This window comes from Mesorhizobium sp. B2-4-2 (genome assembly GCF_006442845.1).
Lineage (GTDB): Bacteria > Pseudomonadota > Alphaproteobacteria > Rhizobiales > Rhizobiaceae > Mesorhizobium.
On record NZ_VFVM01000004.1, the window covers coordinates 254,264 to 272,972 of the forward strand.

General features: G+C 66.0%; 21 protein-coding genes. 12 read left to right on the forward strand and 9 right to left on the reverse strand.

Going from position 1 to position 18,709, the window contains the following annotated elements:
- Positions 1 to 164 precede the first annotated feature (164 nt).
- The 4 genes from FJ942_RS11485 (at position 165) to FJ942_RS11500 (ending at position 4,533) form a co-directional block, all read left to right on the forward strand.
- Entirely contained in the window at positions 165 to 1,130 is a 966-nt protein-coding gene (locus tag FJ942_RS11485) for a GlxA family transcriptional regulator (protein ID WP_140524457.1), read from the forward strand.
- A 312-nt stretch (positions 1,131 to 1,442) separates the two neighbouring features.
- Complete coding sequence (locus FJ942_RS11490) at positions 1,443 to 2,747, forward strand: Xaa-Pro peptidase family protein (protein WP_140550515.1); 1,305 nt, start codon at positions 1,443 to 1,445, stop codon at positions 2,745 to 2,747.
- A 115-nt stretch (positions 2,748 to 2,862) separates the two neighbouring features.
- Positions 2,863 to 3,543, forward strand: a complete 681-nt coding sequence (locus tag FJ942_RS11495; RefSeq protein ID WP_140897767.1) for an isochorismatase family protein — start codon at positions 2,863 to 2,865, stop codon at positions 3,541 to 3,543.
- A 33-nt stretch (positions 3,544 to 3,576) separates the two neighbouring features.
- The gene (locus FJ942_RS11500) at positions 3,577 to 4,533 is read left to right on the forward strand and encodes an alpha/beta hydrolase (RefSeq protein ID WP_140897769.1); all 957 of its coding nucleotides are present in this window, start codon (positions 3,577 to 3,579) and stop codon (positions 4,531 to 4,533) included.
- A gap of 18 nt (positions 4,534 to 4,551) precedes the next feature.
- On the opposite strand, the gene FJ942_RS11505 is transcribed toward FJ942_RS11500, so the two are convergent.
- The gene (locus FJ942_RS11505; RefSeq protein WP_181165189.1) at positions 4,552 to 4,929 is read right to left on the reverse strand and encodes a YraN family protein; all 378 of its coding nucleotides are present in this window, start codon (positions 4,927 to 4,929) and stop codon (positions 4,552 to 4,554) included.
- Positions 4,922 to 5,833 carry a 16S rRNA (cytidine(1402)-2'-O)-methyltransferase gene (rsmI, locus tag FJ942_RS11510; RefSeq protein ID WP_140563839.1) on the reverse strand — a complete coding sequence of 304 codons (912 nt, stop codon included), beginning with the start codon at positions 5,831 to 5,833 and terminating at the stop codon, positions 4,922 to 4,924. The genes FJ942_RS11505 and rsmI overlap by 8 nt, the downstream gene beginning before the upstream one ends.
- 199 nt (positions 5,834 to 6,032) lie before the next feature.
- Here rsmI and FJ942_RS11515 point away from each other — a divergent pair, with 199 nt between their 5' ends.
- Complete coding sequence (locus FJ942_RS11515; protein WP_140491829.1) at positions 6,033 to 6,212, forward strand: hypothetical protein; 180 nt, start codon at positions 6,033 to 6,035, stop codon at positions 6,210 to 6,212.
- Positions 6,213 to 6,285: 73 nt separating this feature from the next.
- On the opposite strand, the gene FJ942_RS11520 is transcribed toward FJ942_RS11515, so the two are convergent.
- From FJ942_RS11520 to rph, 5 genes are all read right to left on the reverse strand, one after another.
- On the reverse strand, positions 6,286 to 6,720 hold the full coding sequence (locus tag FJ942_RS11520) for an EamA family transporter (RefSeq protein ID WP_140491827.1): 435 nt from the start codon (positions 6,718 to 6,720) through the stop codon (positions 6,286 to 6,288).
- Positions 6,721 to 6,818: 98 nt separating this feature from the next.
- Complete coding sequence (gene hemW, locus FJ942_RS11525) at positions 6,819 to 7,997, reverse strand: radical SAM family heme chaperone HemW (protein WP_140897771.1); 1,179 nt, start codon at positions 7,995 to 7,997, stop codon at positions 6,819 to 6,821.
- Positions 7,994 to 8,656 carry an RdgB/HAM1 family non-canonical purine NTP pyrophosphatase gene (gene rdgB, locus FJ942_RS11530; RefSeq protein ID WP_140491821.1) on the reverse strand — a complete coding sequence of 221 codons (663 nt, stop codon included), beginning with the start codon at positions 8,654 to 8,656 and terminating at the stop codon, positions 7,994 to 7,996. Before rdgB ends, hemW begins: the two co-directional genes overlap by 4 nt.
- Entirely contained in the window at positions 8,656 to 9,066 is a 411-nt protein-coding gene (locus FJ942_RS11535) for a VOC family protein (protein ID WP_140673821.1), read from the reverse strand. The genes rdgB and FJ942_RS11535 overlap by 1 nt, the downstream gene beginning before the upstream one ends.
- Before the next feature lie 183 nt (positions 9,067 to 9,249).
- Positions 9,250 to 9,966, reverse strand: coding sequence for a ribonuclease PH (gene rph / locus FJ942_RS11545; protein ID WP_140491814.1), 717 nt, complete (start codon positions 9,964 to 9,966; stop codon positions 9,250 to 9,252).
- Between the two features lie 253 nt (positions 9,967 to 10,219).
- Between rph and hrcA the strand changes: the two genes are divergently transcribed.
- The 6 genes from hrcA (at position 10,220) to FJ942_RS11575 (ending at position 15,788) form a co-directional block, all read left to right on the forward strand.
- The gene (hrcA, locus tag FJ942_RS11550) at positions 10,220 to 11,317 is read left to right on the forward strand and encodes a heat-inducible transcriptional repressor HrcA (RefSeq protein WP_140514128.1); all 1,098 of its coding nucleotides are present in this window, start codon (positions 10,220 to 10,222) and stop codon (positions 11,315 to 11,317) included.
- A 37-nt stretch (positions 11,318 to 11,354) separates the two neighbouring features.
- On the forward strand, positions 11,355 to 11,555 hold the full coding sequence (locus FJ942_RS11555) for a hypothetical protein (RefSeq protein WP_140491810.1): 201 nt from the start codon (positions 11,355 to 11,357) through the stop codon (positions 11,553 to 11,555).
- 124 nt (positions 11,556 to 11,679) lie between these two features.
- Positions 11,680 to 13,050 carry a sorbosone dehydrogenase family protein gene (locus FJ942_RS11560; protein ID WP_140491808.1) on the forward strand — a complete coding sequence of 457 codons (1,371 nt, stop codon included), beginning with the start codon at positions 11,680 to 11,682 and terminating at the stop codon, positions 13,048 to 13,050.
- Between the two features lie 128 nt (positions 13,051 to 13,178).
- Positions 13,179 to 13,796, forward strand: coding sequence for a LysE family translocator (locus FJ942_RS11565; protein WP_140673815.1), 618 nt, complete (start codon positions 13,179 to 13,181; stop codon positions 13,794 to 13,796).
- Between the two features lie 192 nt (positions 13,797 to 13,988).
- Positions 13,989 to 14,969: a cysteine synthase A gene (gene cysK / locus FJ942_RS11570; RefSeq protein WP_140759044.1), complete on the forward strand. Its 981-nt coding sequence runs from the start codon at positions 13,989 to 13,991 to the stop codon at positions 14,967 to 14,969.
- A 192-nt stretch (positions 14,970 to 15,161) separates the two neighbouring features.
- Positions 15,162 to 15,788: a glutathione S-transferase family protein gene (locus FJ942_RS11575; RefSeq protein ID WP_140514133.1), complete on the forward strand. Its 627-nt coding sequence runs from the start codon at positions 15,162 to 15,164 to the stop codon at positions 15,786 to 15,788.
- Positions 15,789 to 15,822: 34 nt separating this feature from the next.
- Here FJ942_RS11575 and FJ942_RS11580 read toward each other — a convergent pair whose 3' ends face one another.
- Complete coding sequence (locus tag FJ942_RS11580) at positions 15,823 to 17,067, reverse strand: RNA polymerase sigma factor (protein WP_140897888.1); 1,245 nt, start codon at positions 17,065 to 17,067, stop codon at positions 15,823 to 15,825.
- Between the two features lie 7 nt (positions 17,068 to 17,074).
- Positions 17,075 to 17,443: a YciI family protein gene (locus tag FJ942_RS11585; RefSeq protein ID WP_140491798.1), complete on the reverse strand. Its 369-nt coding sequence runs from the start codon at positions 17,441 to 17,443 to the stop codon at positions 17,075 to 17,077.
- A 261-nt stretch (positions 17,444 to 17,704) separates the two neighbouring features.
- On the opposite strand from FJ942_RS11585, the gene FJ942_RS11590 reads away from it, so the two are divergent.
- Positions 17,705 to 18,664 carry a TAXI family TRAP transporter solute-binding subunit gene (locus FJ942_RS11590; RefSeq protein ID WP_140897773.1) on the forward strand — a complete coding sequence of 320 codons (960 nt, stop codon included), beginning with the start codon at positions 17,705 to 17,707 and terminating at the stop codon, positions 18,662 to 18,664.
- Positions 18,665 to 18,709 lie beyond the last annotated feature (45 nt).

Consider the following 18,709-nt stretch of genomic DNA (forward strand, 5'->3'; position numbering starts at 1 on the left):
TATCAACGGCGGCAAGAGGGAGCCGGGGTTGCGGTATCTCCCTTCTCCCCGTCACTATACGGAGAGAAGGTGCCGGCAGGCGGATGAGGGGCAGCGCCAACTTCGCAGAAAGCCAGCCACAACCCCGTTGACCCCAAATCCCATCTGCCCGAGATGTAGAGCCTATGGCCACGCGCGACACATCTCCAGACGCTCCCCTCACTTTCGCGGTGCTGGTCTTCCCCGGCTTTCCGATGATGGCGTTCAGCTCGGTCATCGAGCCGCTGCGCGCGACCAATGTGCTGGCGAAGCGGGAATGCTATCGCTGGATCATCGTCGGCGCTACCCAAGGCGCGGTCGAGGCCTCGAACGGCGTCGTCATCCAGCCGCGCTTCTATGCCGGGGATGCGCCGAAGGTCGACCGCATCGTCGTCTGCTCAGGCGGCGATGCCGATCATCTCGTCGCCGAGGATGCGGCAAGCTGGATCCGCCGCAGCTTGCGCAGTGGCGCCCATATCGGCGCGGTGGCGGACGCCGCCTTCTTCCTCGCCCGCGCCGGCCTGCTCGACGGCCATGCCTGCACCTTGCACTGGACCAGCCAGGCGGCCTTCACCGAGGCCTTTCCCAATGTCGAGCTGAGGCGCGACCTCTATGTCATCGACCGCAAGCGTTTCACCTCGGCGGGCGGCGTCGGCAGCCTCGACATGATGCTGGAGATCATCACCCGCGACTACGGCGCCGAGCTTGCGGCCGGCGTCGCCGAATGGTTCGTGCACAGCCAGCTGCGCTCCAGCGTCGACCGCAAGCTGATGCCGCTGCGCCTCCGTACCGGCGTGCGGAACGAGCTGGTGCTGTCGGCCATCGCCATCATGGAGGACGCTGTGGAGGAGCGGCTCGGCATGGCGGAGCTGACGGCCAGGCTCGGCGTCTCCTCCGATAAGCTCGAACGCTCCTTCCGCTCCGAACTCGCCATCTCGCCCAATGGCTACTATCGGCGGCTCAGGCTGAAACGCGCCGCCGATCTCCTGGCGCACTCGACGCTCGCCGTGCGCGACGTGGCGCTCGCCTGCGGCTTTGCCTCGATGTCGAGCTTCGCGCGCGCCTTTCGCGAGGAGCACGGCCATCCTCCGAAGCTGGCGCGACGGCATTAGAGGTCTTGCTGGCGCTGAGAGACGTCGCCCCCCTCTGTCCTGCCGGCCATCTCCCATACGAGGGTCCCTCAAGGGGGGAGATTGAACGTCACAACAGCTTTCGCCAATTTTCACCGAAGAAGCGACGAGGTCAAAGCTGCCAATCTCCCCACTTGAGGGGGAGATGCCCGGCAGGGCAGAAGGGGGGCGCTTGGCACCTGCATCTCTTATTACCCCAGCGGCATCTCGCACAACAAGCGCGGTTTTCCGCACAATCCCTCGTTATCTCCTGCGCCATGGTCTGATCTTGCAAACCACCCAAGGTCAGCCCCCATGAGCATCGTCGTATTCGACCCCGACAGCACTGAAGACGTCGACTTCAAGGACCGCATGCGCCACCCCGCGGCGGCCGATCCGGCGGGCGGCATGTGGCTGTCCGACACCGAGCCGTCCTTCATCGATGCCGACGCCCTTCGTAAAGGCCGGCTGGCCAAGCTGCGCGGTTGGATGCGCGAGGCCGGCTATGGCGGCGTGGTGCTGTTCGACCCCTACAACCAGCGCTACGCCACCGGCTCGCGCAACATGTTCGGCTATTTTCTGCGCAACTCGACCCGTTATTTCTTCATTCCGACCGAAGGGCCGATCGTGCTGTTCGAATATCCGCAGAGCTACCATGTCTCGATGGTGCTCGACACGATCGACGAGGCGCGTCCGTCCAAGCTCGTCTGGTCGTCGGTCTCGGGCCGCGACGACGAAACCGCCGGCCCGTTCGCCGACGAGATCGCCGAACTCCTGAAGCAGCATGGCGGCGGCTCGATGAAGCTCGGGCTCGACCGCTGCAGCCACTTGCAGGCGCTGGCGCTGGAAAAGCGCGGTTGCGAGGTCCGGGATTGCCAGGGCGAGATCCTGGCGGTGCGCGCGGTCAAGACGCCGGAGGAAGTGAAATGCCTGCAGGTGTCGATGGCCGGCGCGGAAGCCGCCGTCTATGCGGTGCGCGAGGCGATCAAGCCCGGCGTTTCCGAGAACGAGCTGTTCGCCATCATGTATGGCGAGGTCATCCGCCAGGGCGGCGAGTTCATCGAGACGCGGCTCTTGACGTCGGGCCAGCGCACCAATCCCTGGTTCAACGAGGCCAGCGGGCGAAAAATCCGGCCGGGCGAGTTGCTGGCGCTCGATACCGACACGATCGGCTGCTATGGCTATTATTCGGATTTCTCGCGCACCTTCCGCTGCGGGCCCGGCAAGCCGACCCCCTATCAGAAATCGCTCTACCGCATGGCGCACGACCAGGTTCAGCACAATATCTCGATCGTGAAGCCCGGCATGGCTTTCCGCGAGATCGCCGAAAAGGCTTGGAAGATCCCCGACCGCTTCGTCGACCAGCGCTACACCTCGGTCATGCACGGCGTCGGCATGCATGGCGAGACACCCTTCATCGCGCACGCCATGGACTACGAAACCTATGGCCGCGACGGCCATATCGTGCCAGGCATGGTGGTGAGCGTGGAAAGCTATATTGGCGAGAAGGGCGGCCGCGAGGGCGTCAAGCTGGAGGACGAAATCCTGATCACCGAGACCGGCACCGAGCTCCTGTCGCGCTTCCCCTATGAGGATGAGTTTCTGGAGAAGCAGGTTTGATGCCAGCGGCCGGTTTAGTTGACGTACCGCAGCTGAAGAACGAGCGCCTCATTCCTTGGCGCCCCCCTCTGTCCCTCCAGCGTTTGGAAGTATCTTGGATCCCAGGCGCATCCGTATGAAAAGCCCCATCTCCCTCACGCGCGGCACCGTGGCCGCTGTCTTCATCGACCTGCAGGAAGAGCACCGGCAGGACCCGCGCTACCTGGTCGAGGGTTTTGAAACGATCCTCGCCAACGTCCAGCGCCTGCAAGCGGCGGCGCGGCAGAACAATGTGCCGCTCCATCACTGGGCCTATATCGTAGATCTCGACAAGCAGGAGCGGCCCTTTCATCCCGTTGGAGCCGACGGCAAGTCGGCCTTCTCCGACAAGAGCGATCCGCTGACCGAGATCTGCCGTGAGGTGGCGCCGGCCCAGGGGGAGACGCTGCTGATCAAGGCCGAGGCCAGCGCCTTCCGGGCGGGGCCGGCGGCCGATCGGCTCAAGACTTCCGGCATCGAATGGCTGGTCATATCGGGCGTGTGGACCGAGGCCTGCATCGATGCCACCGTGAAGGACGCCGTGGCGCGCGGCTTTCGCGTGCTGCTGGTCAAGGACGCCTGCGGCAGCGGCAGTGCCGCCATGCACCAGACCGCAATCCTCAACCTCGCCAACCGGCTCTATGGCGGCGCCGTCACCGACACCGACGGCGCCTGCCTGCTGCTGGCTGGCGAGAGCGTCGCCGTCTGGCAGGTCGAGGGCTCGGTGCCGCTGCGCTTCAGCTTTGAAAACGCGGCCAGGCTTTACAGCGAGCTTTGAGGCAATGCCTTCCGAAACCGTGGGCAGCAGTGAATGACCGGTCGCAGCAAATACGCGACGCGGCTCGACCCTGCGCTGTGGGCCTATATAGACGGCATCAACGCCTGGTATCCGCCCGAGACGATCGACCTGCCGATCGCCAAGCAGCGTGCGATCTATGACAGGATGTGCCGGGCGCTTCGCCAGCCCTATCCGCCGGGGGTGACGGCGAGCGACGACCTCATCGCCGCCCCCGGCCGGGACATCGCGGTGCGGCACTACGGGATGGCAGGCACGGCCGCGCGGGCCACGATGCTTTATTACCATGGCGGCGGCTTCATCCTCGGCGGGCTCGACAGCCATGACGACATCTGCGCCGAGATCTGCGCCGGCACCGGCTTTGCCGTGCTCTCGGTCGACTATCGGCTGGCGCCCGAACATCTCCACCCCGCCGCCTTCGACGACGCTCTGGCCGCCTTCGAATGGGCGGCGGCCAGAGCGAACGGGCCACTGCTGCTGTCCGGCGAGAGCGCCGGCGGCAATCTGGCGGCGGCGGTCAGTCACGCGACGCGCGCTCACGCGAAGAGGCCGGCCGGCCAGGTGCTGATCTATCCCGGCCTCGGCGGCGACGAAACTGCCCGCTCCTATATCGAGCATGCCGAGGCGCCGCTTCTCTCGACCGGCGACGTCGCCTTCTACCGCCACGTCCGCTCGGCCAAGAGACAGGCATCGGACGATCCGACCTTCTCGCCGCTGCGCGCCGCCGACTTCTCCGGCCTGCCGCCCACCGTCGTCATTACCGCCGAATGCGACCCGCTGTCGTCGGACGGCGAGGCCTATCGCGACCGCATCCTGGCCGCCGGCGGCAAAGCGAGCTGGCACGAGGAGAAGCGCCTCGTGCACAGTTTCCTGCGCGCCCGCACCACCGTGCCGGCCGCCGCCGACGCGTTCGGGCGCATAATCGCGGCGATCGCAGCACTTGGCGCGGGCGAATGGCCCGTCGAACGCTGAACCCGAGCGACACAGCCCTCAATTGCGCCCGTAAAACGCGTTCGGGACATGCACCGGCCAGCGCCATGGCAGCACGGCGATCATGTCGAACCGCATCGACAGCCTGCCGTAATCCGGCTGGCGCGACAGCCAGATGTCGGCGGCGCCTTCGATGCGGCGCTCCGATTCATGGGCGATCGCCTCCATCGCTTCCATCAGCGTGCGGCGCGCCTTGACCTCGACGAACAGCACCAGGTCGCCGCGCCGCGCGATCAGGTCGATCTCGCCGAAACGGGTGCGATGGCGGCGCGCCAGGATCCGGTAGCCTTTCAGCACCAGCGCCGCCGCCGCCAGCCATTCGCCGCGATGGCCGCGCCGGTAGGCCTTTTGACGGCTGACGCTCGGGAGCCTAGCCACGGTCCTCTCCAGAGGCATCCCTGAGTTCCAGCAGCCGCCGGTAAAGCGCCTGCTTCTGGCCGCCGGTCATCTTCGCCGCTTCCGCCGCCGCCTTCGAAGCCGGCATTTCGGCGGCGAGCGACAACAGCATCCGGTCGATATCGGCCGGCTCGTCCGCCCTGGCCTCGGCCGGACCGACGCACACCACGATCTCGCCCTTCGGCGTATCGGCCGCCGCATAGTGGTCGGCCAGCGCCCGCAGCGTGCCGGTGCGCATCTCCTCGAAGGTCTTGGTCAATTCCCTGCCGATCGCTGCCTTGCGCTCGCCGCCAAGCGCTTCGGCCATCGCGCCGAGAGACTCGGCCAGCCGGCGCGGCGATTCGAAGAAGATCAGCGTCGCCGGCACCGCTTTAAGCGCGTCCAGCCGCGCCAGCCGCTGCCCCGCCTTGACCGGCAGGAAGCCGGAGAACAGGAAGGCATCCGAAGGCAAGCCGGATGCGGTGAGCGCGGCAAGCGGCGCGGACGGACCGGGGATGGGCACGACGCGAATGCCCTGGTCGAGCGCCTCGCCGACCAGCCGGTAGCCGGGATCGGAAACCAGCGGCGTGCCGGCATCCGAGATCAGCGCCACGCTCTGCCCCGACTGGAGCGCCGCTATCAATTTTGGCCCGGCCTCGCCGGCATTGTGCTCGTGATAGGCCGTGGTGCGGCGGCGGATGCCGTAGCGGTCGAGCAGCACGCGCGACACGCGCGTGTCCTCGCAGGCGACCATGTCGGCGGCGGCCAGCGTCTCAAGCGCGCGCAACGTGATGTCGGCGAGATTGCCGATCGGCGTCGCCACGAGATAGAGCGCCGGTTCGAGCGGCCGGGCCGCGATCTCGGTCTGCCCGATCACATAGCTGCGCTTTCCCGTCTCGCCAGTCACCGGTGCCTTCTCCGTCAGCGGCGCGCCCGCGTCCAGATGGAGCCGCGAAGGACGTTCCGAAATTATCCGCCCTGTTTGGCACGGCCCGCGCCGGGTTGCAAAAGCCGCTGTAATGCAAGGCGAGCGCCATTCCTTCGCCACAGTAGGGAACGAAACCGTCTTTCGCAGATTTAGCCCCTGATTCCCCCGGGAGGACAGGATGGACAGACTGACCATACAGGACGCTTTCGAGCCTTACTATGCAGGCCGCAAGCGCTTTGCCGCGCAAGGAGACGGGAAGCCGCCCGCCACCACGGACGGCAAGCAGGGGCCCGCGCGCCGCCCGCCACCAGAGATCAAGCTACCCGATAACGAACCCGACAGCACGACGGAGCACTGACCGGACGATGCCCAATCGCTTCGATATTTTCATCACCCGTCTCGAAACCAAGAACGCCCGCCACGGCGCAGCACTACCCTCGATAAGCGACCAGCACCGCGCCCGCCGCGATAAGGGCGACGCCAAGCCAGTTCGCACCGGTGAGCCGCTCGCCGAGAAAGACCGCGCCAAACACCGCGACAAGCACGACGCTTAGCTTGTCGATGGGCGCCACCTGCGCCGCATTGCCGATTTTCAGCGCGCGGAAATAGCAGAGCCACGAGGCTCCGGTCGCCAGTCCCGACAGGCTAAGGAAAAGCCAGGTCTTCCCGGAGATCGAGGCCCACGATTGGAATTGGCCGCTGGCGGCGAGGATCGCCGCAAGCACGACCAGGATGATGGCTGTCCGGATGAGGGTGGCGAAATCGGAATTGATGGTCTCGATGCCGACCTTGGCGAAGATCGCCGTCAGCGCCGCGAAAGTCGCCGACAACAGCGCCCAGAATTGCCAGGAGAGCGGCAGGTTCATTCGGATAGCCTCACCGGTCGGGTCTCAACTCAGATACCGCGAAACAGCCGCCTCCAGAAGCGTAATCTTGGCTTCGAGATTGGGAGCAGCATCCCAGCCTACCGTGCCAGATCGGCCACCACGGCGTCGAGCACGATCATGCCGGCGGGCGTGGCGCGCAGGCGGGCGTTGCCGATCGGCGCCACCAGCCCTTCGCCTTGCAGCACCGACAGCCGCGCGCTCGACAGGCCGCGCCCGGAAAACGCTTCGTAACGCGACAGGTCGATGCCTTCCGCCAGCCTCAGTCCCATCAGCAGGAACTCGTCAGCCTCTTCGGAGCGCGTCAGGGTCTCGCCGCCGGTGACGCCATGGCCCTTGGCCTCGACCAGATTGGCCCAGGTTTCCGGCATCCTCTCCGCGATGGTCACGACGCGGTGGCCGTTCTCGACGAAGCGGCCATGCGCGCCAGGGCCGACGCCGACATATTCGCCATAGCGCCAGTAGGTCAGATTGTGCCGGCTTTCGGCACCCGGCCGGGCGTGGTTTGAGATCTCATATGCCGGCAAACCATGGGCTGATGTCACCTCTTGCGTCAGCGCATAAAGGTCGGCGGCGTGGTCGTTGTCGGGGATGATGAATTTCTTCGCCGCGTGCAGCGCGTGGAACGGCGTGCCTTCCTCGATGGTCAGCTGATAGAGCGACAGATGGTCGGCGGCGTGGCCGATCGCCTGTTCGAGCTCCGATGCCCAGGCCTCCGTCGTCTGGCCTGGCCGTGCGTAGATCAGGTCGAAGGAGAGCCTTGGGAATATCTCCCGCGCGAGCCCGATCGCGTGCAGCGCCTCGTCCACATTGTGCAGCCGGCCAAGGAAGCGCAAATCCTTGTCGTTCAGCGCCTGCACGCCGAGCGAGACCCGGTTGACGCCCCCAGCGCGATAGCCGCGAAAGCGTTCGGCTTCGACCGAGGAGGGATTGGCCTCCAGCGTCACCTCGATGCCGTCGGGCACCGTCCAGTTCTTCGCCACGGCGTCCAGGACCCTGGCCACCGTTTCCGGCTTCATCAACGACGGCGTGCCGCCGCCGAGAAAGATGCTGGTCACCTCGCGTGGGCCGGTGCGCTGGCGCATCGTCGCCAGTTCCGCCTCGAAGGCGGCGGCAAAGCGCTCCTGGTCGACCGGCTGGTGGCGGACATGGCTGTTGAAGTCGCAATAGGGGCATTTGGCCGCGCAGAACGGCCAATGCACATAGACGCCGAAACCGGGGCTGCGGTCGAGCGGCATGGTGGCGCCGGGCCTGATCATGCCGAGCCTAACCGGGCCAGACCCAATCGGGCTTGGGCGAATTTCTGGAAGGCGCGGGCGCGGTGCGACAGCGCCGTAGCCTGGCCGGGTTTCCAGCCGTGTTTTTCCTCGGCACTCATCTCGCCGAAGGTCTTTTCGAAGCCGTCGGGCAGGAACACCGGGTCGTAGCCGAATCCGAGCTCGCCGCGCGGCGGCCAGACCAACGTACCTTCGGCCTCGCCGCGGTAATATTCTGCCTCGCCATCGGGAAAGGCGAGGCAGATGACGGCGACGAAGCGTCCCGTGCGCTGCGCGGGCGTGGCGGCGCCGACTTCCTGCAGCGCCACTTCGGTGCGCTGCATGGCGATGCCGAAATCCCTGCTGCCATCAGGCGTTTCGGCCCAGTTGGCGGTGTAGACGCCGGGCGCGCCGTCGAGCGCGTCAACGCACAGGCCCGAATCGTCCGACAGCGCCGGCAGGCCCGTCGCCTTGGCTGCGGCGAAGGCCTTGATATAGGCGTTCTCCTCGAAGGTTGTGCCGGTCTCCTCGGGTTCGGGCAAGCCATAGTCCTTCGCCGATTTCGCCTCGAATCCGAATGGCGCCATCAGATCGGCGAATTCGCGCAGCTTGCCTTCATTGTGGCTGGCGACGACGATCTTTTTTCCGTCGAGAGAATGCATCAAAGTCCCCAGATTCTCGGCTCGGCGAATTCGATCGAATTGCCGGAGGGATCGCGGATATAAAGCGAGCGGCCGCCTTGCGGCCATTCGAATTCGCTTTCGACAGCGATGTTCTCCGCCTTCAGATGGGATTTCCAGCGGCTGATTTCATCGGCGGTCGCCGCAAAGCAGAGATGGCCTTCGCCCGATGTGCCGTGTGGCGGCACTTTCAGCCTCGCGTCGGGCGCGGGCGGGACCTTGGTCGCCTCGGCGTTGAAGATCAGCAGCACGCCGGCTCCGCAACGGAAGAAGAGATGGCGGCCCTCGACCTTGCCGAGAGGAGTGAGGCCGAGGATGTCGGTGTAGAAGGCTTCGGCAGCGGCGAGGTCGGTGACGTAAAGAGCGGATTCAAGAATGGCAGAGGGGATCACGAGGCACCCCCCTCTGGCCTGCCGGCCATCTCCCCCGCAAGGGGGGAGATTGGCAGCGTGAGCGCCCGCTCATGGTATTCTATGCTGATTACTGGCGAAGCTCGAGACAACAGCCGATCTCCCCCCTTGCGGGGGAGATGCCCGGCAGGGCAGAGGGGGGTGCCCAGGCTCCGCATGAATAAACTACGCCACCGCCATCTGCTGCAAACTCACCAGCCTCTGGATGCCTTTCTTGGCCAGGCCCATCAGCTCGGCGAACTGCCCTTCCGAAAAGGGCTCGCCCTCGGCCGTGCCCTGGATCTCGACGATGCCGCCCTTGCCGGTCATGACGAAATTGGCGTCGGTGCCGGCCGAGGAATCCTCGAGATAGTCGAGGTCGATGACCGGCTGGCCGTCATGGATGCCGCAGGAAATCGCCGCGACATGGTCCTTCAGTACCTTGGCGACGCTCACCATCTGCCGCGCTTCCATCCAGCGCAGGCAATCGTAGAGCGCCACCCAGCCGCCGGTGATGGAGGCGGTGCGGGTGCCGCCATCGGCCTGGATGACGTCGCAGTCGACGGTGATCTGCTGCTCGCCCAGCGCCTGCAGGTCGACCACGGCGCGCAGCGAGCGGCCGATCAGCCGCTGGATCTCCAGCGTGCGCCCGCCCTGCTTGCCGGCGGAGGCCTCGCGGCGCATGCGCTCGCCGGTCGAGCGCGGCAGCATGCCGTATTCGGCCGTAACCCAGCCTTTTCCGGAATTGCGCATCCAGCCCGGCACCTTTTCTTCCAGGCTTGCCGTGCACAAGACATGCGTGTCGCCGAACTTCACCAGGCACGAGCCTTCGGCATGTTTGGAGACGCCGCGCTCGAAGGAGATGGCGCGCATTTCGTCGAACTGGCGTTTGGAGGGGCGCATTCGGCCTGCTTTCTTGTCAGCTTTTTTGAATCTTGGCCGGCTTTTAGACGCATGCGGGGCACGGCGTAAAGGAAAATGGACCGGCGGCCGCAAACGCGGCGGCACCGGGGCGATCGCGCAACGCGACACCGGGTGATCGCAAACGGCGACACCGGGTGATCGCAAGTGCGACACCGGCTGATCGCGCAACGCGACACCGGGTTGCGCGCAGCGCCGCGAAGTCTATATCCTTGAACCGGAGGTTATGGCCGAAATGACCAAGGCAGTCGATCCCGCTTCGCAGTCGCTCGCTCTTCACGCGCCGGCACTTCAGGCGCTCGACATGCGTTCGCGCGACATCTTCCGGCGTATCGTCGATTCCTATCTGAGGGACGGCGAGCCCGTGGGATCGCGCAGCCTGTCGCGCATCCTGCCGTCCTCGCTGTCGCCCGCCACCATCCGCAACGTGATGAGCGACCTCGAACATCTCGGCCTGATCTACGCGCCGCACATCTCGGCCGGCCGTCTGCCGACGCAGGCCGGCCTGCGCTTCTTCGTCGACGCCTTCATGGAACTGGGCGACCTCTCCGACGAGGAGCGGCGCAGCATCGAGGCGCAGGTGCGAGCCTCCGGCTCGGGCGCCACGCTGGAACACATGCTGACCGAGGCCAGCCAGATGCTGTCGGGCATGTCGCGCGGCGCCGGCCTGGTGCTGGCCGCCAAGAACGAGGTGGCGCTTAAGCACATCGAGTTCATCCAGCTCGAACCGACCAAGGCGCTGACCGTGATGGTGTCGCAGAACGGCGACGTCGAGAACCGGGTCATCGATCTGCCGGCCGGCATCACCGTCTCGCAATTGCACGAGGCCTCGAATTTCCTCAACGCCCATATTCGCGGCCGTACGCTGGCCGAGGCGCGGGCGGAGGTCGAGCGTATCAAGGAAGAGACAAGGGCAGCGCTCGACACGCTGTCGCAGGACCTGGTGGAGAAAGGGCTGGCGGTGTGGGCCGGCGCGGAAAGCGGCCTGCCGGCGCGCCTGATCGTGCGCGGCCGCGCCAATCTGCTCGAAAACGTCACCGCCCAGGCCGACATCGAACTCCTGCGCCACCTGTTCGAGGACATGGAGACGCAGGACGGGCTGATCCAGCTGCTCGACCTCGCCGAGGCGGGACCGGGCGTGCGCATCTTCATCGGCTCGGAAAATAAGCTTTTCTCGCTCTCCGGCTCGTCGCTGGTCGTGGCACCCTACCGCGACAAGGACGCCCGCGTCGTCGGCGCGCTCGGCGTCATCGGCCCGACCCGGCTCAACTATGCCCGCATTGTCCCGATGGTCGACTATACGGCGCAGCTGATATCGCGCATGCTGCGCTGAGAGCTGGGATCGATCCAGACGGCCGAGGAGAGAAAAGATGGCGCTGGAATCGTTCAAGGCCCAGATCAGCCTGCTGCTGGAGGAGATGGTCAACCAGCCTGAGGATGTGCGCGAAGTGCAGGAGCAATTGCGCGAGAAGCTGCGCGAAATCCGCGCCATGGGCATGCCGCTGCCGGCCGATCTCGTCGAACTGGAAAAGAACCTCGACGCCGATCTCGATCTCGACGCGGATAGCTGACCCGAATTCCTTCAACTCCCCGTGTCGTCCGGAACGACTGCCGAGCCCGCCCGTTCCCTTGATGCATGTGACTTCGGTCTTGGGACAACGACATGCATGAAGAAGCGAGAAGCTGGAGACTGGGATGATCCGACTTGCCGGCGCCGTGGTAATCGCTGCTGCCTTGCTCTTCGCCGCGACGGCATTGGCCCAGCAGGAAGAGCCGGTGCTGAAGGGCGCGGCCGCATTCGGTGACTGGCGGGCCGATGCGCCGGGCGTGCGCCGGTTGATCAGCCCGCAAGACCAGCCCAGGCCCTATGTCACCAGATCCGCCTCGAACGGCGCCGGTCCGGTGCAAAGGCCGCAAGGCGCCGAGCCGCGGCTGCCGGCGGGCTTTTCGGCGGAACTGATCGCTTCGGGCATCGACAATCCGCGCGTCGTGCGCGTCGCGCCCAATGGCGACCTGTTCGTCGCCGACAGCGAGGCCAACCAGATCCGCGTCTACCGTCTCGGCGAGGGCAGCGCGAAACCTGTCAGGGACGGCATCTTCGCCCGCAATCTCAACCAGCCCTACGGCATCGCCTTCTACCCGCCTGGGGACAACCCGCAATGGGTCTATGTCGCCAACAGCGACAGCATCGTGCGCTTTCCCTACCGCGATGGCGACCTGGAGGCCTCCGGCGAGCCGGAAACCATCGTCCGCGATATTCCGGCCACTCATCACTGGACCCGCGACATCGCCTTCTCGCCGGACGGCAAGACGCTGTATCTCTCGGTCGGCTCCGGCTCGAACGCCGCCCAGGACATGGCAAGGAAACCGCGGGGCGGGCTCGACGCCTGGGCCAGGTCGAAGCCGCTCGGCGCCACCTGGGGCGCGGAGGAAGGCCGCGCCGACGTCAGGGCTTTCGACCCGGACGGTAGGAATGGGCGCATCGTCGCCACCGGCCTGCGCAACTGTTCGGGCATGGCCATCCAGCCGGCGGCGGGCGCGCTGTGGTGCGTGGTCAACGAGCGCGACGCGCTCGGCGACAACGTGCCGTTCGAATATGCGACCGAAGTGAAGGAAGGCGCCTTCTACGGCTGGCCCTGGTACTATATCGGCGACAATGAGGATCCGCGCCACAAGGGCGCGCGTCCCGACCTTGCCGGCAAGGTCACCGTCCCCGACATTCTGATGCAGGCGCATTCGGCGCCGCTCAACATCGCCTTCTACGACGGCAGGAATGTCCGCGCAGGATCCGGTTTTCCGGCCGAATACAGGGGCGACGCCTTCGTCGCCCTGCACGGTTCGTGGAATCGCGGCAACAGGACCGGCTACAAGGTGGTGCGGCTCAAGTTCAAGGACGGCAAGCCGACCGGCGAATATGAGGATTTCATGACCGGCTTCGTCACCTCCGGCGGCGAGGTCTGGGGCCGGCCGGTCGGCGTGGCGGTGGCGAGCGACGGCGCGCTGATCGTCACCGAGGACGGCAACGGCACCATCTGGCGCGTGACCTACGGCGACGGCCGGTCCTGATCCGCTGAAAGGCCTCGAGCACGGGGCGTGCCTGGTGCAACCAAATCCGGCTCCAGGCAATTCCCGCCCGCGAAACTCTGTGCGACAAGGCGCCGTCCCAGCAGTTTCGCGGACGCAAGGCTCAATCCATGACCCTCACCGGCTTCCTCGCCTACAGCGCCGCCCTCGGCTTGGCCGCGGCCATTCCCGGCCCCGGCGTCACCGCGCTTGTGGCGCGCGCGCTCGGTTCCGGCTTCCGCTCGTCGCTGGCCATGTCCTTCGGCCTGATGCTCGGCGACCTCCTTTATCTCACCGCCGTGGTGCTTGGGCTTGCCTTTGTCGCGCAGACCTTCGGCTTGGTGTTCCTCGCCGTCAAATGGGCCGGCGTCGCCTATCTCGCCTTCCTCGGCTGGCGCTTCTGGACCGCCGGCATCACGCCCGAGACGGTCGAGGCCAGGAAAGGCAAGGGCGGGCTGGCGTCGAGCTTCCTCGCCGGCCTGACGGTGACGCTCGGCAATCCGAAGACGATGATCTTCTATCTCGCCATCACGCCGACCATCGTCGACCTCAAGACCATCACGCTGGCCGACTACGGCATCCTCGCCGCACTCACCGTCCTCGTCCTGTTCGTGGTGCTGGTGCCTTATCTGGCGCTGGCGGCCAAGGCGCGCTGGTTCCTGCGCTCGCCGCGCGCCCTGAAGGCGCTGAACCGCACCGCGGCCGGTTTCATGGTCGGCGCGGCGGCGGCGATCGCCGCCCGCCAATAGGGCCATTTTTGCCAAGGCATTCCGCCGGACTGGCTTTTGCGGGAACGCTTTTCCGAGGCCGAGGCGTTTTAGACACGGGCCCCACTCGGATATTTTCGGGCGACGGTCTATCTTGCGTCCGTGGAAGGCCTATCTTGGCGGCCATCCGTCTGAGATCAGTTCCATCCGCCTGACATTCTGGGAGCCAAACCAATGAACAAGTTCGCCGCCTCCGCTCGTGTTCCCGGCCGTGGCCGCATCTACAATTCCATCACCGATACGATCGGCGACACGCCACTGGTGCGGCTCGACAAATTCGCCAAGGAGAAGGGCATCGTTGCCCATCTCCTTGCCAAGCTCGAATTCTTCAACCCGATCGCCTCGGTCAAGGACCGTATCGGCGTGGCGATGATCGAGGCGCTCGAGGCATCGGGCAAGATCGCTCCCGGCAAGACGACGCTGATCGAGCCGACTTCGGGCAATACCGGCATAGCGCTTGCCTTCGCTGCCGCCGCCAAGGGCTACAAGCTGATCCTCACCATGCCCGAGACCATGTCGGTCGAGCGCCGCAAGATGCTGGCGCTGCTCGGCGCCGAACTGGTGCTGACCGAAGGGCCGAAAGGCATGAAGGGCGCCATCGCCAAGGCCGACGAACTGGCGGCCACCATCCCCAACGCCATCATCCCGCAGCAGTTCGAGAACCCGGCCAATCCCGAGATCCATCGCACGACGACTGCCGAGGAGATCTGGAACGACACCCATGGCGAGGTCGACATCATCGTCTCCGGCATCGGCACCGGCGGCACCATCACCGGCGTCGGCCAGGTGCTGAAGAAGCGCAAGCCTTCGCTGCATGTCGTCGCGGTCGAACCGGAAACCTCGCCGGTGCTGTCGGGCGGCCAGCCTGGCCCGCACAAGATCCAGGGCATCGGCGCCGGCTTCGCGCCAAAAATCCTCGACACCACCATCTATGACGAAATCGTCACGGTCTCGAACGAGGATTCGGTCGCCAATGCCCGCCTCGTCGCCCGGCTGGAAGGCGTGCCGGTCGGCATCTCCTCGGGCGCCGCTTTGCAGGCGGCGATCGTCGTCGGCTCGCGGCCGGAGAACAAGGACAAGAACCTGGTGGTGATCATCCCGTCCTTCGCCGAGCGCTATTTGTCGACGATCCTGTTCGAAGGGCTGGGCGCTTAGGGTCTTCGTTGGGCGAAGCGATACGACGCGTCGCCTGTCAAGTTTCGACACGCCCCCTGCCGAGCGCCTAACACAAAGGTGCTTAGCCTGGCCCGCTGAAAAAACCCGCCGTGGCGGATGCCACGGGCTTGAGCAGCGCCCTGCTTCCGGTTCATATCGCCCCCGGCCCTCGCAGGGCCGGCGGAGGACCTCATGTACAAGCTCTACACCCGTCCCGGCAGCGGCGGCTTCGTTGTCGAGGCGGCCCTGGCGCTGGCCAAGGCGCCGTTCGAGCAGATCGACGTACCGAAATCCGATCGGCCCGATCCCGCTTTCCTCCACATCAGCCCGCTGAACCAGGTGCCGGTGCTGACCTTGCCGGACGGCCGCTCGCTGACCGAATCGGCGGCCATCTGCATCCTGCTCGCCGAACGCCATCCGCGGGCCGGGCTGGCGCCGGCGGCCGATGAACCGGCCCGCGCCGACTTCCTGCGCTGGATGGCGTTCATGTCGTCCGCCCTCTATCCGGCGGTGCTGCGTTTCTACTACGCGCCGCGCTACACGGCCGACGCCGACGGCGCCAAGGCCGTCAAGCAGGCGGCCGTGGCCGAGATGGACCGCGGCTTTGCCGTCGTCGATGCCGCCTTGCGCGGCCGCGACTGGCTGGCAGGCGAGGCGATGTCGGTGGCCGATATCTATCTGGCCATGCTGGTGGCCTGGCATCCCGACAGCGGCAAGGCACGCACTGCCTGGCCCGACATCGAACGCCTGTGGGCCAGGCTTCGCGAGCACCCGCTGATGAAGACGCTCAACGCATCGCACGAAATGTGGCCGGGCTGAACAATTCATCGGCAAAGCACCGCGCTCAGGCATTTCAATGCCTGAGCGTCGCGCGTTTTCCCTGCAGGAAGCGGCGTACCGCCGGATCGCTTTCGAGGCCGATCGCACGGTCATAGGCTTCGACCGCCTGCGGCACCTGGCCGAGCCTGGCCAGAAGGCCGGCGCGCGCTGCCCAATAGGGCTGGTAACCATTGAGCCGCTTGTCGTCGCCAAGCACGTACAGCGCCGCCAGCCCCGCCACGGCGCCCTCGGCTTCGGCGATCGCCACCGCGCGGTTGATCGCCACCACGGGCGATCGTGCGATCGAAAGCAACGCGTCGTAGAATTCGCGGATCGCCACCCAGTCGGTCTCGCCGCTCAGCCGCCGCGCCGCGTGAACGGACTGCACGGCCGCCTCGAGCTGGTAGCGGCCGATCACGCCCATGGAGGCGGCGCGGCCGAGCAGGGTTTCCGCCTCGTCGATCAAGGCATGATCCCAAAGCGCATGATCCTGCTCGGCGAGCGGCACATAATCTCCGGACCCATCGCGGCGCGCGGTACGGCGCGCCTCGGCGAACAGCATCAGCGCAAGCAGGCCCAGCGCCTCCGGTTCGTCCGGCAGCAGCGAGGCCACCAGCCTGCCGAGCCAGATCCCTTCGGTGGCCAGGTTCCGGCGCCGCGTCTCTGTGCCCGCCGGGTCGGACCAGCCCTCGGCGAAGGTCGCGTATATGGCCTCCAGCACGGTATCCAGGCGCTCGCCGAGTTCGGCCCGCTCCGGTACGCGGAACGGAATGCCGGCTTCACGGATGCGGGCCTTGGCCCGCACCAGGCGCTGGCCCATTGTCGCCGGCGGAACCAGGAAGGCGGAGGCGATCGTCGCGGCGTCGAAACCAAGCACGGCCTGCAGGATCAGCGGCGCGCGCACGCCAGGTTCGATCGCCGGATGCGCGCAGGCGAACATCAGCCGCAGCCGTTCGTCGGGCAGGTCCTGGTCGGTCATGCACGCCTCCGCCTCCTCGGCAATCAGCTTGAGATGGTCGCGGCCGGTTTCGCTGGTGAGCCGCCGCCGCACCGCGTCGACACGCCGCCGCCTTGCCACGGCAAGCAGCCAGGCCTCCGGCTTTTCGGGCACGCCGGTTCGCGGCCAGCGTTCGAGCGCCGCGGCAAAGGCGTCGGCCAGCGCGTCCTCGGCGGCGGCCACATCGCGCGTGCGCGCCGCGAGCCAGGCGACCAGCTTGCCGTAGCTTTGCCGGGCGGCGGCCTCGGCGGCTGCCCGGGCAATCTGCGCGCTGCTGTCCATCACATCGTCATTTCTTGGGCATGTATTCGGCCATTTCCCAAATCGGCCGCAACTCGACCGTGCCTGTGCTGGCCGCCGGGCAGCGCGCGGCCCATTCGATGGCGGTATCGATGTCGGCCGCTTCGATCATGTAGAAGCCGGCAAGCTGCTCCTTGGTGTCCGCATAGGGGCCGTCGATCACGTTGGTCTTGCCGTCGGTGATCCGCACCGAGGTGGTTGCCTGAGTCGGGCGCAGCCTTTCTCCGGCCAGCCACGCGCCGGATTTCTTCAACGCTTCGGTATAGGCGCCATAGGCCGCGCTCATCTGTTGGGCCTTTTCGATCGGCGTGTTCGCCAGTGCGGCTTCGTCGTTGTTGATCAAAAGCATGTATCGCATGGGTCTTCTCCCGTGGTTTCGTAGGCCGCGTCCTTGCGAGCCGGACATATGTCGCGCGGCAAGGTCCGATTTCGACAGGTGCCGGAAAAAATCTTTCGGCCACGGTCGCGTCCCGCGCAAGCCGGGAGCTGTTTCCGCATCCATTCAACCGTTCGTCTAATGAATGCAATTGCGGGTTGGCATTTGCGGCCCGCCGTCTAAACTTGGCCGGTTCGCATCGAGGAGGTGGTGCGGCAGCCAATATTTCAGGGAGGAAACCGGATGTTCCATTTCAGAACGAAGTTCGTTGCAGCCGGCGCAATGGCGCTATCGCTTGGGCTCGGCATTGCCTCGGCCAGGGCACAGGAATTCATCAACGTGCTGACCGGCGGCACGTCGGGCGTCTACTACCCGCTCGGCGTGGCGCTGTCGGAAATCTACAGCAAGGGCATCGCAGGCGCCCGCACCCAGGTGCAGGCCACCAAGGCTTCGGTCGAGAACCTCAACCTGCTGCAGCAGGGCAAGGGCGAGATCGCCTTCGCGCTCGGCGATTCCGTCAAGATGGCCGCCGAAGGCAATGCCGAGGCCGGCTTCCCCGGCAAGCTCGACAAATTGCGCGGCATCGCCGCCATCTACCCCAACTATATCCAGATCGTCGCCAGCCAGGAATCCGGCATCAAGACGCTGGCCGACCTCAAGGGCAAGAGCCTGTCGGTCGGCGCGCCGGCCTCCGGTACCGAGCTCAATGCGCGTGCCATCTTTGCCGCCGCCGGGCTGAAATACGAGGATCTCGGCCGGGTCGAATACCTGCCCTTCGCCGAATCGGTCGAGCTGATCAAGAACCGCCAGCTCGATGCCACGCTGCAGTCGGCCGGCCTCGGGGTCGCCTCGATCCGCGATCTCGCCACCTCGGTGCCGATCAACGTCGTCGCCGTGCCGGCCGAGGATGTCGCCAAGATCGGCGCCCCCTATCTGTCGGTGGTTATCCCCAAGGGCACCTATGAGGGCCAGGCCGAGGACGTCGCGACCGCGGCCGTCGGCAATTTCCTCGTCACCCGCGCCGATGTTTCCGACCAGACGGCCTATCAGATGACCAAGCTGATGTTCGAGCATCTCGACCAACTAGCCGCCGCCCACGCCGCCGCCAAGGCGATCGATCCTGCAAAGGCGCTCGACGGCATGCCGGTGCCGCTGCATCCGGGCGCGGAACGCTATTACAAGGAGAAGGGGCTGCTGAAGTAGGCGAGGACTATCTGAGATGTCTTCGCACTGTCATTCGCTCATTTT

Excerpts from the sequence above, each read along its gene's own strand:
- FJ942_RS11580 (WP_140897888.1), bottom strand. The coding sequence starts at position 17,067 with ATGGACAGCAGCGCGCAGATTGCCCGGGCAGCCGCCGAGGCCGCCGCC.
- FJ942_RS11490 (WP_140550515.1), top strand. The coding sequence starts at position 1,443 with ATGAGCATCGTCGTATTCGACCCCGACAGCACTGAAGACGTCGACTTC.
- hemW (WP_140897771.1), bottom strand. The coding sequence starts at position 7,997 with ATGATCAGGCCCGGCGCCACCATGCCGCTCGACCGCAGCCCCGGTTTC.
- FJ942_RS11565 (WP_140673815.1), top strand. The coding sequence starts at position 13,179 with ATGACCCTCACCGGCTTCCTCGCCTACAGCGCCGCCCTCGGCTTGGCC.
- FJ942_RS11585 (WP_140491798.1), bottom strand. The coding sequence starts at position 17,443 with ATGCGATACATGCTTTTGATCAACAACGACGAAGCCGCACTGGCGAAC.
- FJ942_RS11500 (WP_140897769.1), top strand. The coding sequence starts at position 3,577 with ATGACCGGTCGCAGCAAATACGCGACGCGGCTCGACCCTGCGCTGTGG.
- FJ942_RS11485 (WP_140524457.1), top strand. The coding sequence starts at position 165 with ATGGCCACGCGCGACACATCTCCAGACGCTCCCCTCACTTTCGCGGTG.
- FJ942_RS11590 (WP_140897773.1), top strand. The coding sequence starts at position 17,705 with ATGTTCCATTTCAGAACGAAGTTCGTTGCAGCCGGCGCAATGGCGCTA.
- FJ942_RS11515 (WP_140491829.1), top strand. The coding sequence starts at position 6,033 with ATGGACAGACTGACCATACAGGACGCTTTCGAGCCTTACTATGCAGGC.
- FJ942_RS11520 (WP_140491827.1), bottom strand. The coding sequence starts at position 6,720 with ATGAACCTGCCGCTCTCCTGGCAATTCTGGGCGCTGTTGTCGGCGACT.
- FJ942_RS11575 (WP_140514133.1), top strand. The coding sequence starts at position 15,162 with ATGTACAAGCTCTACACCCGTCCCGGCAGCGGCGGCTTCGTTGTCGAG.
- rdgB (WP_140491821.1), bottom strand. The coding sequence starts at position 8,656 with ATGCATTCTCTCGACGGAAAAAAGATCGTCGTCGCCAGCCACAATGAA.
- hrcA (WP_140514128.1), top strand. The coding sequence starts at position 10,220 with ATGACCAAGGCAGTCGATCCCGCTTCGCAGTCGCTCGCTCTTCACGCG.
- rph (WP_140491814.1), bottom strand. The coding sequence starts at position 9,966 with ATGCGCCCCTCCAAACGCCAGTTCGACGAAATGCGCGCCATCTCCTTC.
- cysK (WP_140759044.1), top strand. The coding sequence starts at position 13,989 with ATGAACAAGTTCGCCGCCTCCGCTCGTGTTCCCGGCCGTGGCCGCATC.
- FJ942_RS11560 (WP_140491808.1), top strand. The coding sequence starts at position 11,680 with ATGATCCGACTTGCCGGCGCCGTGGTAATCGCTGCTGCCTTGCTCTTC.
- FJ942_RS11495 (WP_140897767.1), top strand. The coding sequence starts at position 2,863 with ATGAAAAGCCCCATCTCCCTCACGCGCGGCACCGTGGCCGCTGTCTTC.
- FJ942_RS11555 (WP_140491810.1), top strand. The coding sequence starts at position 11,355 with ATGGCGCTGGAATCGTTCAAGGCCCAGATCAGCCTGCTGCTGGAGGAG.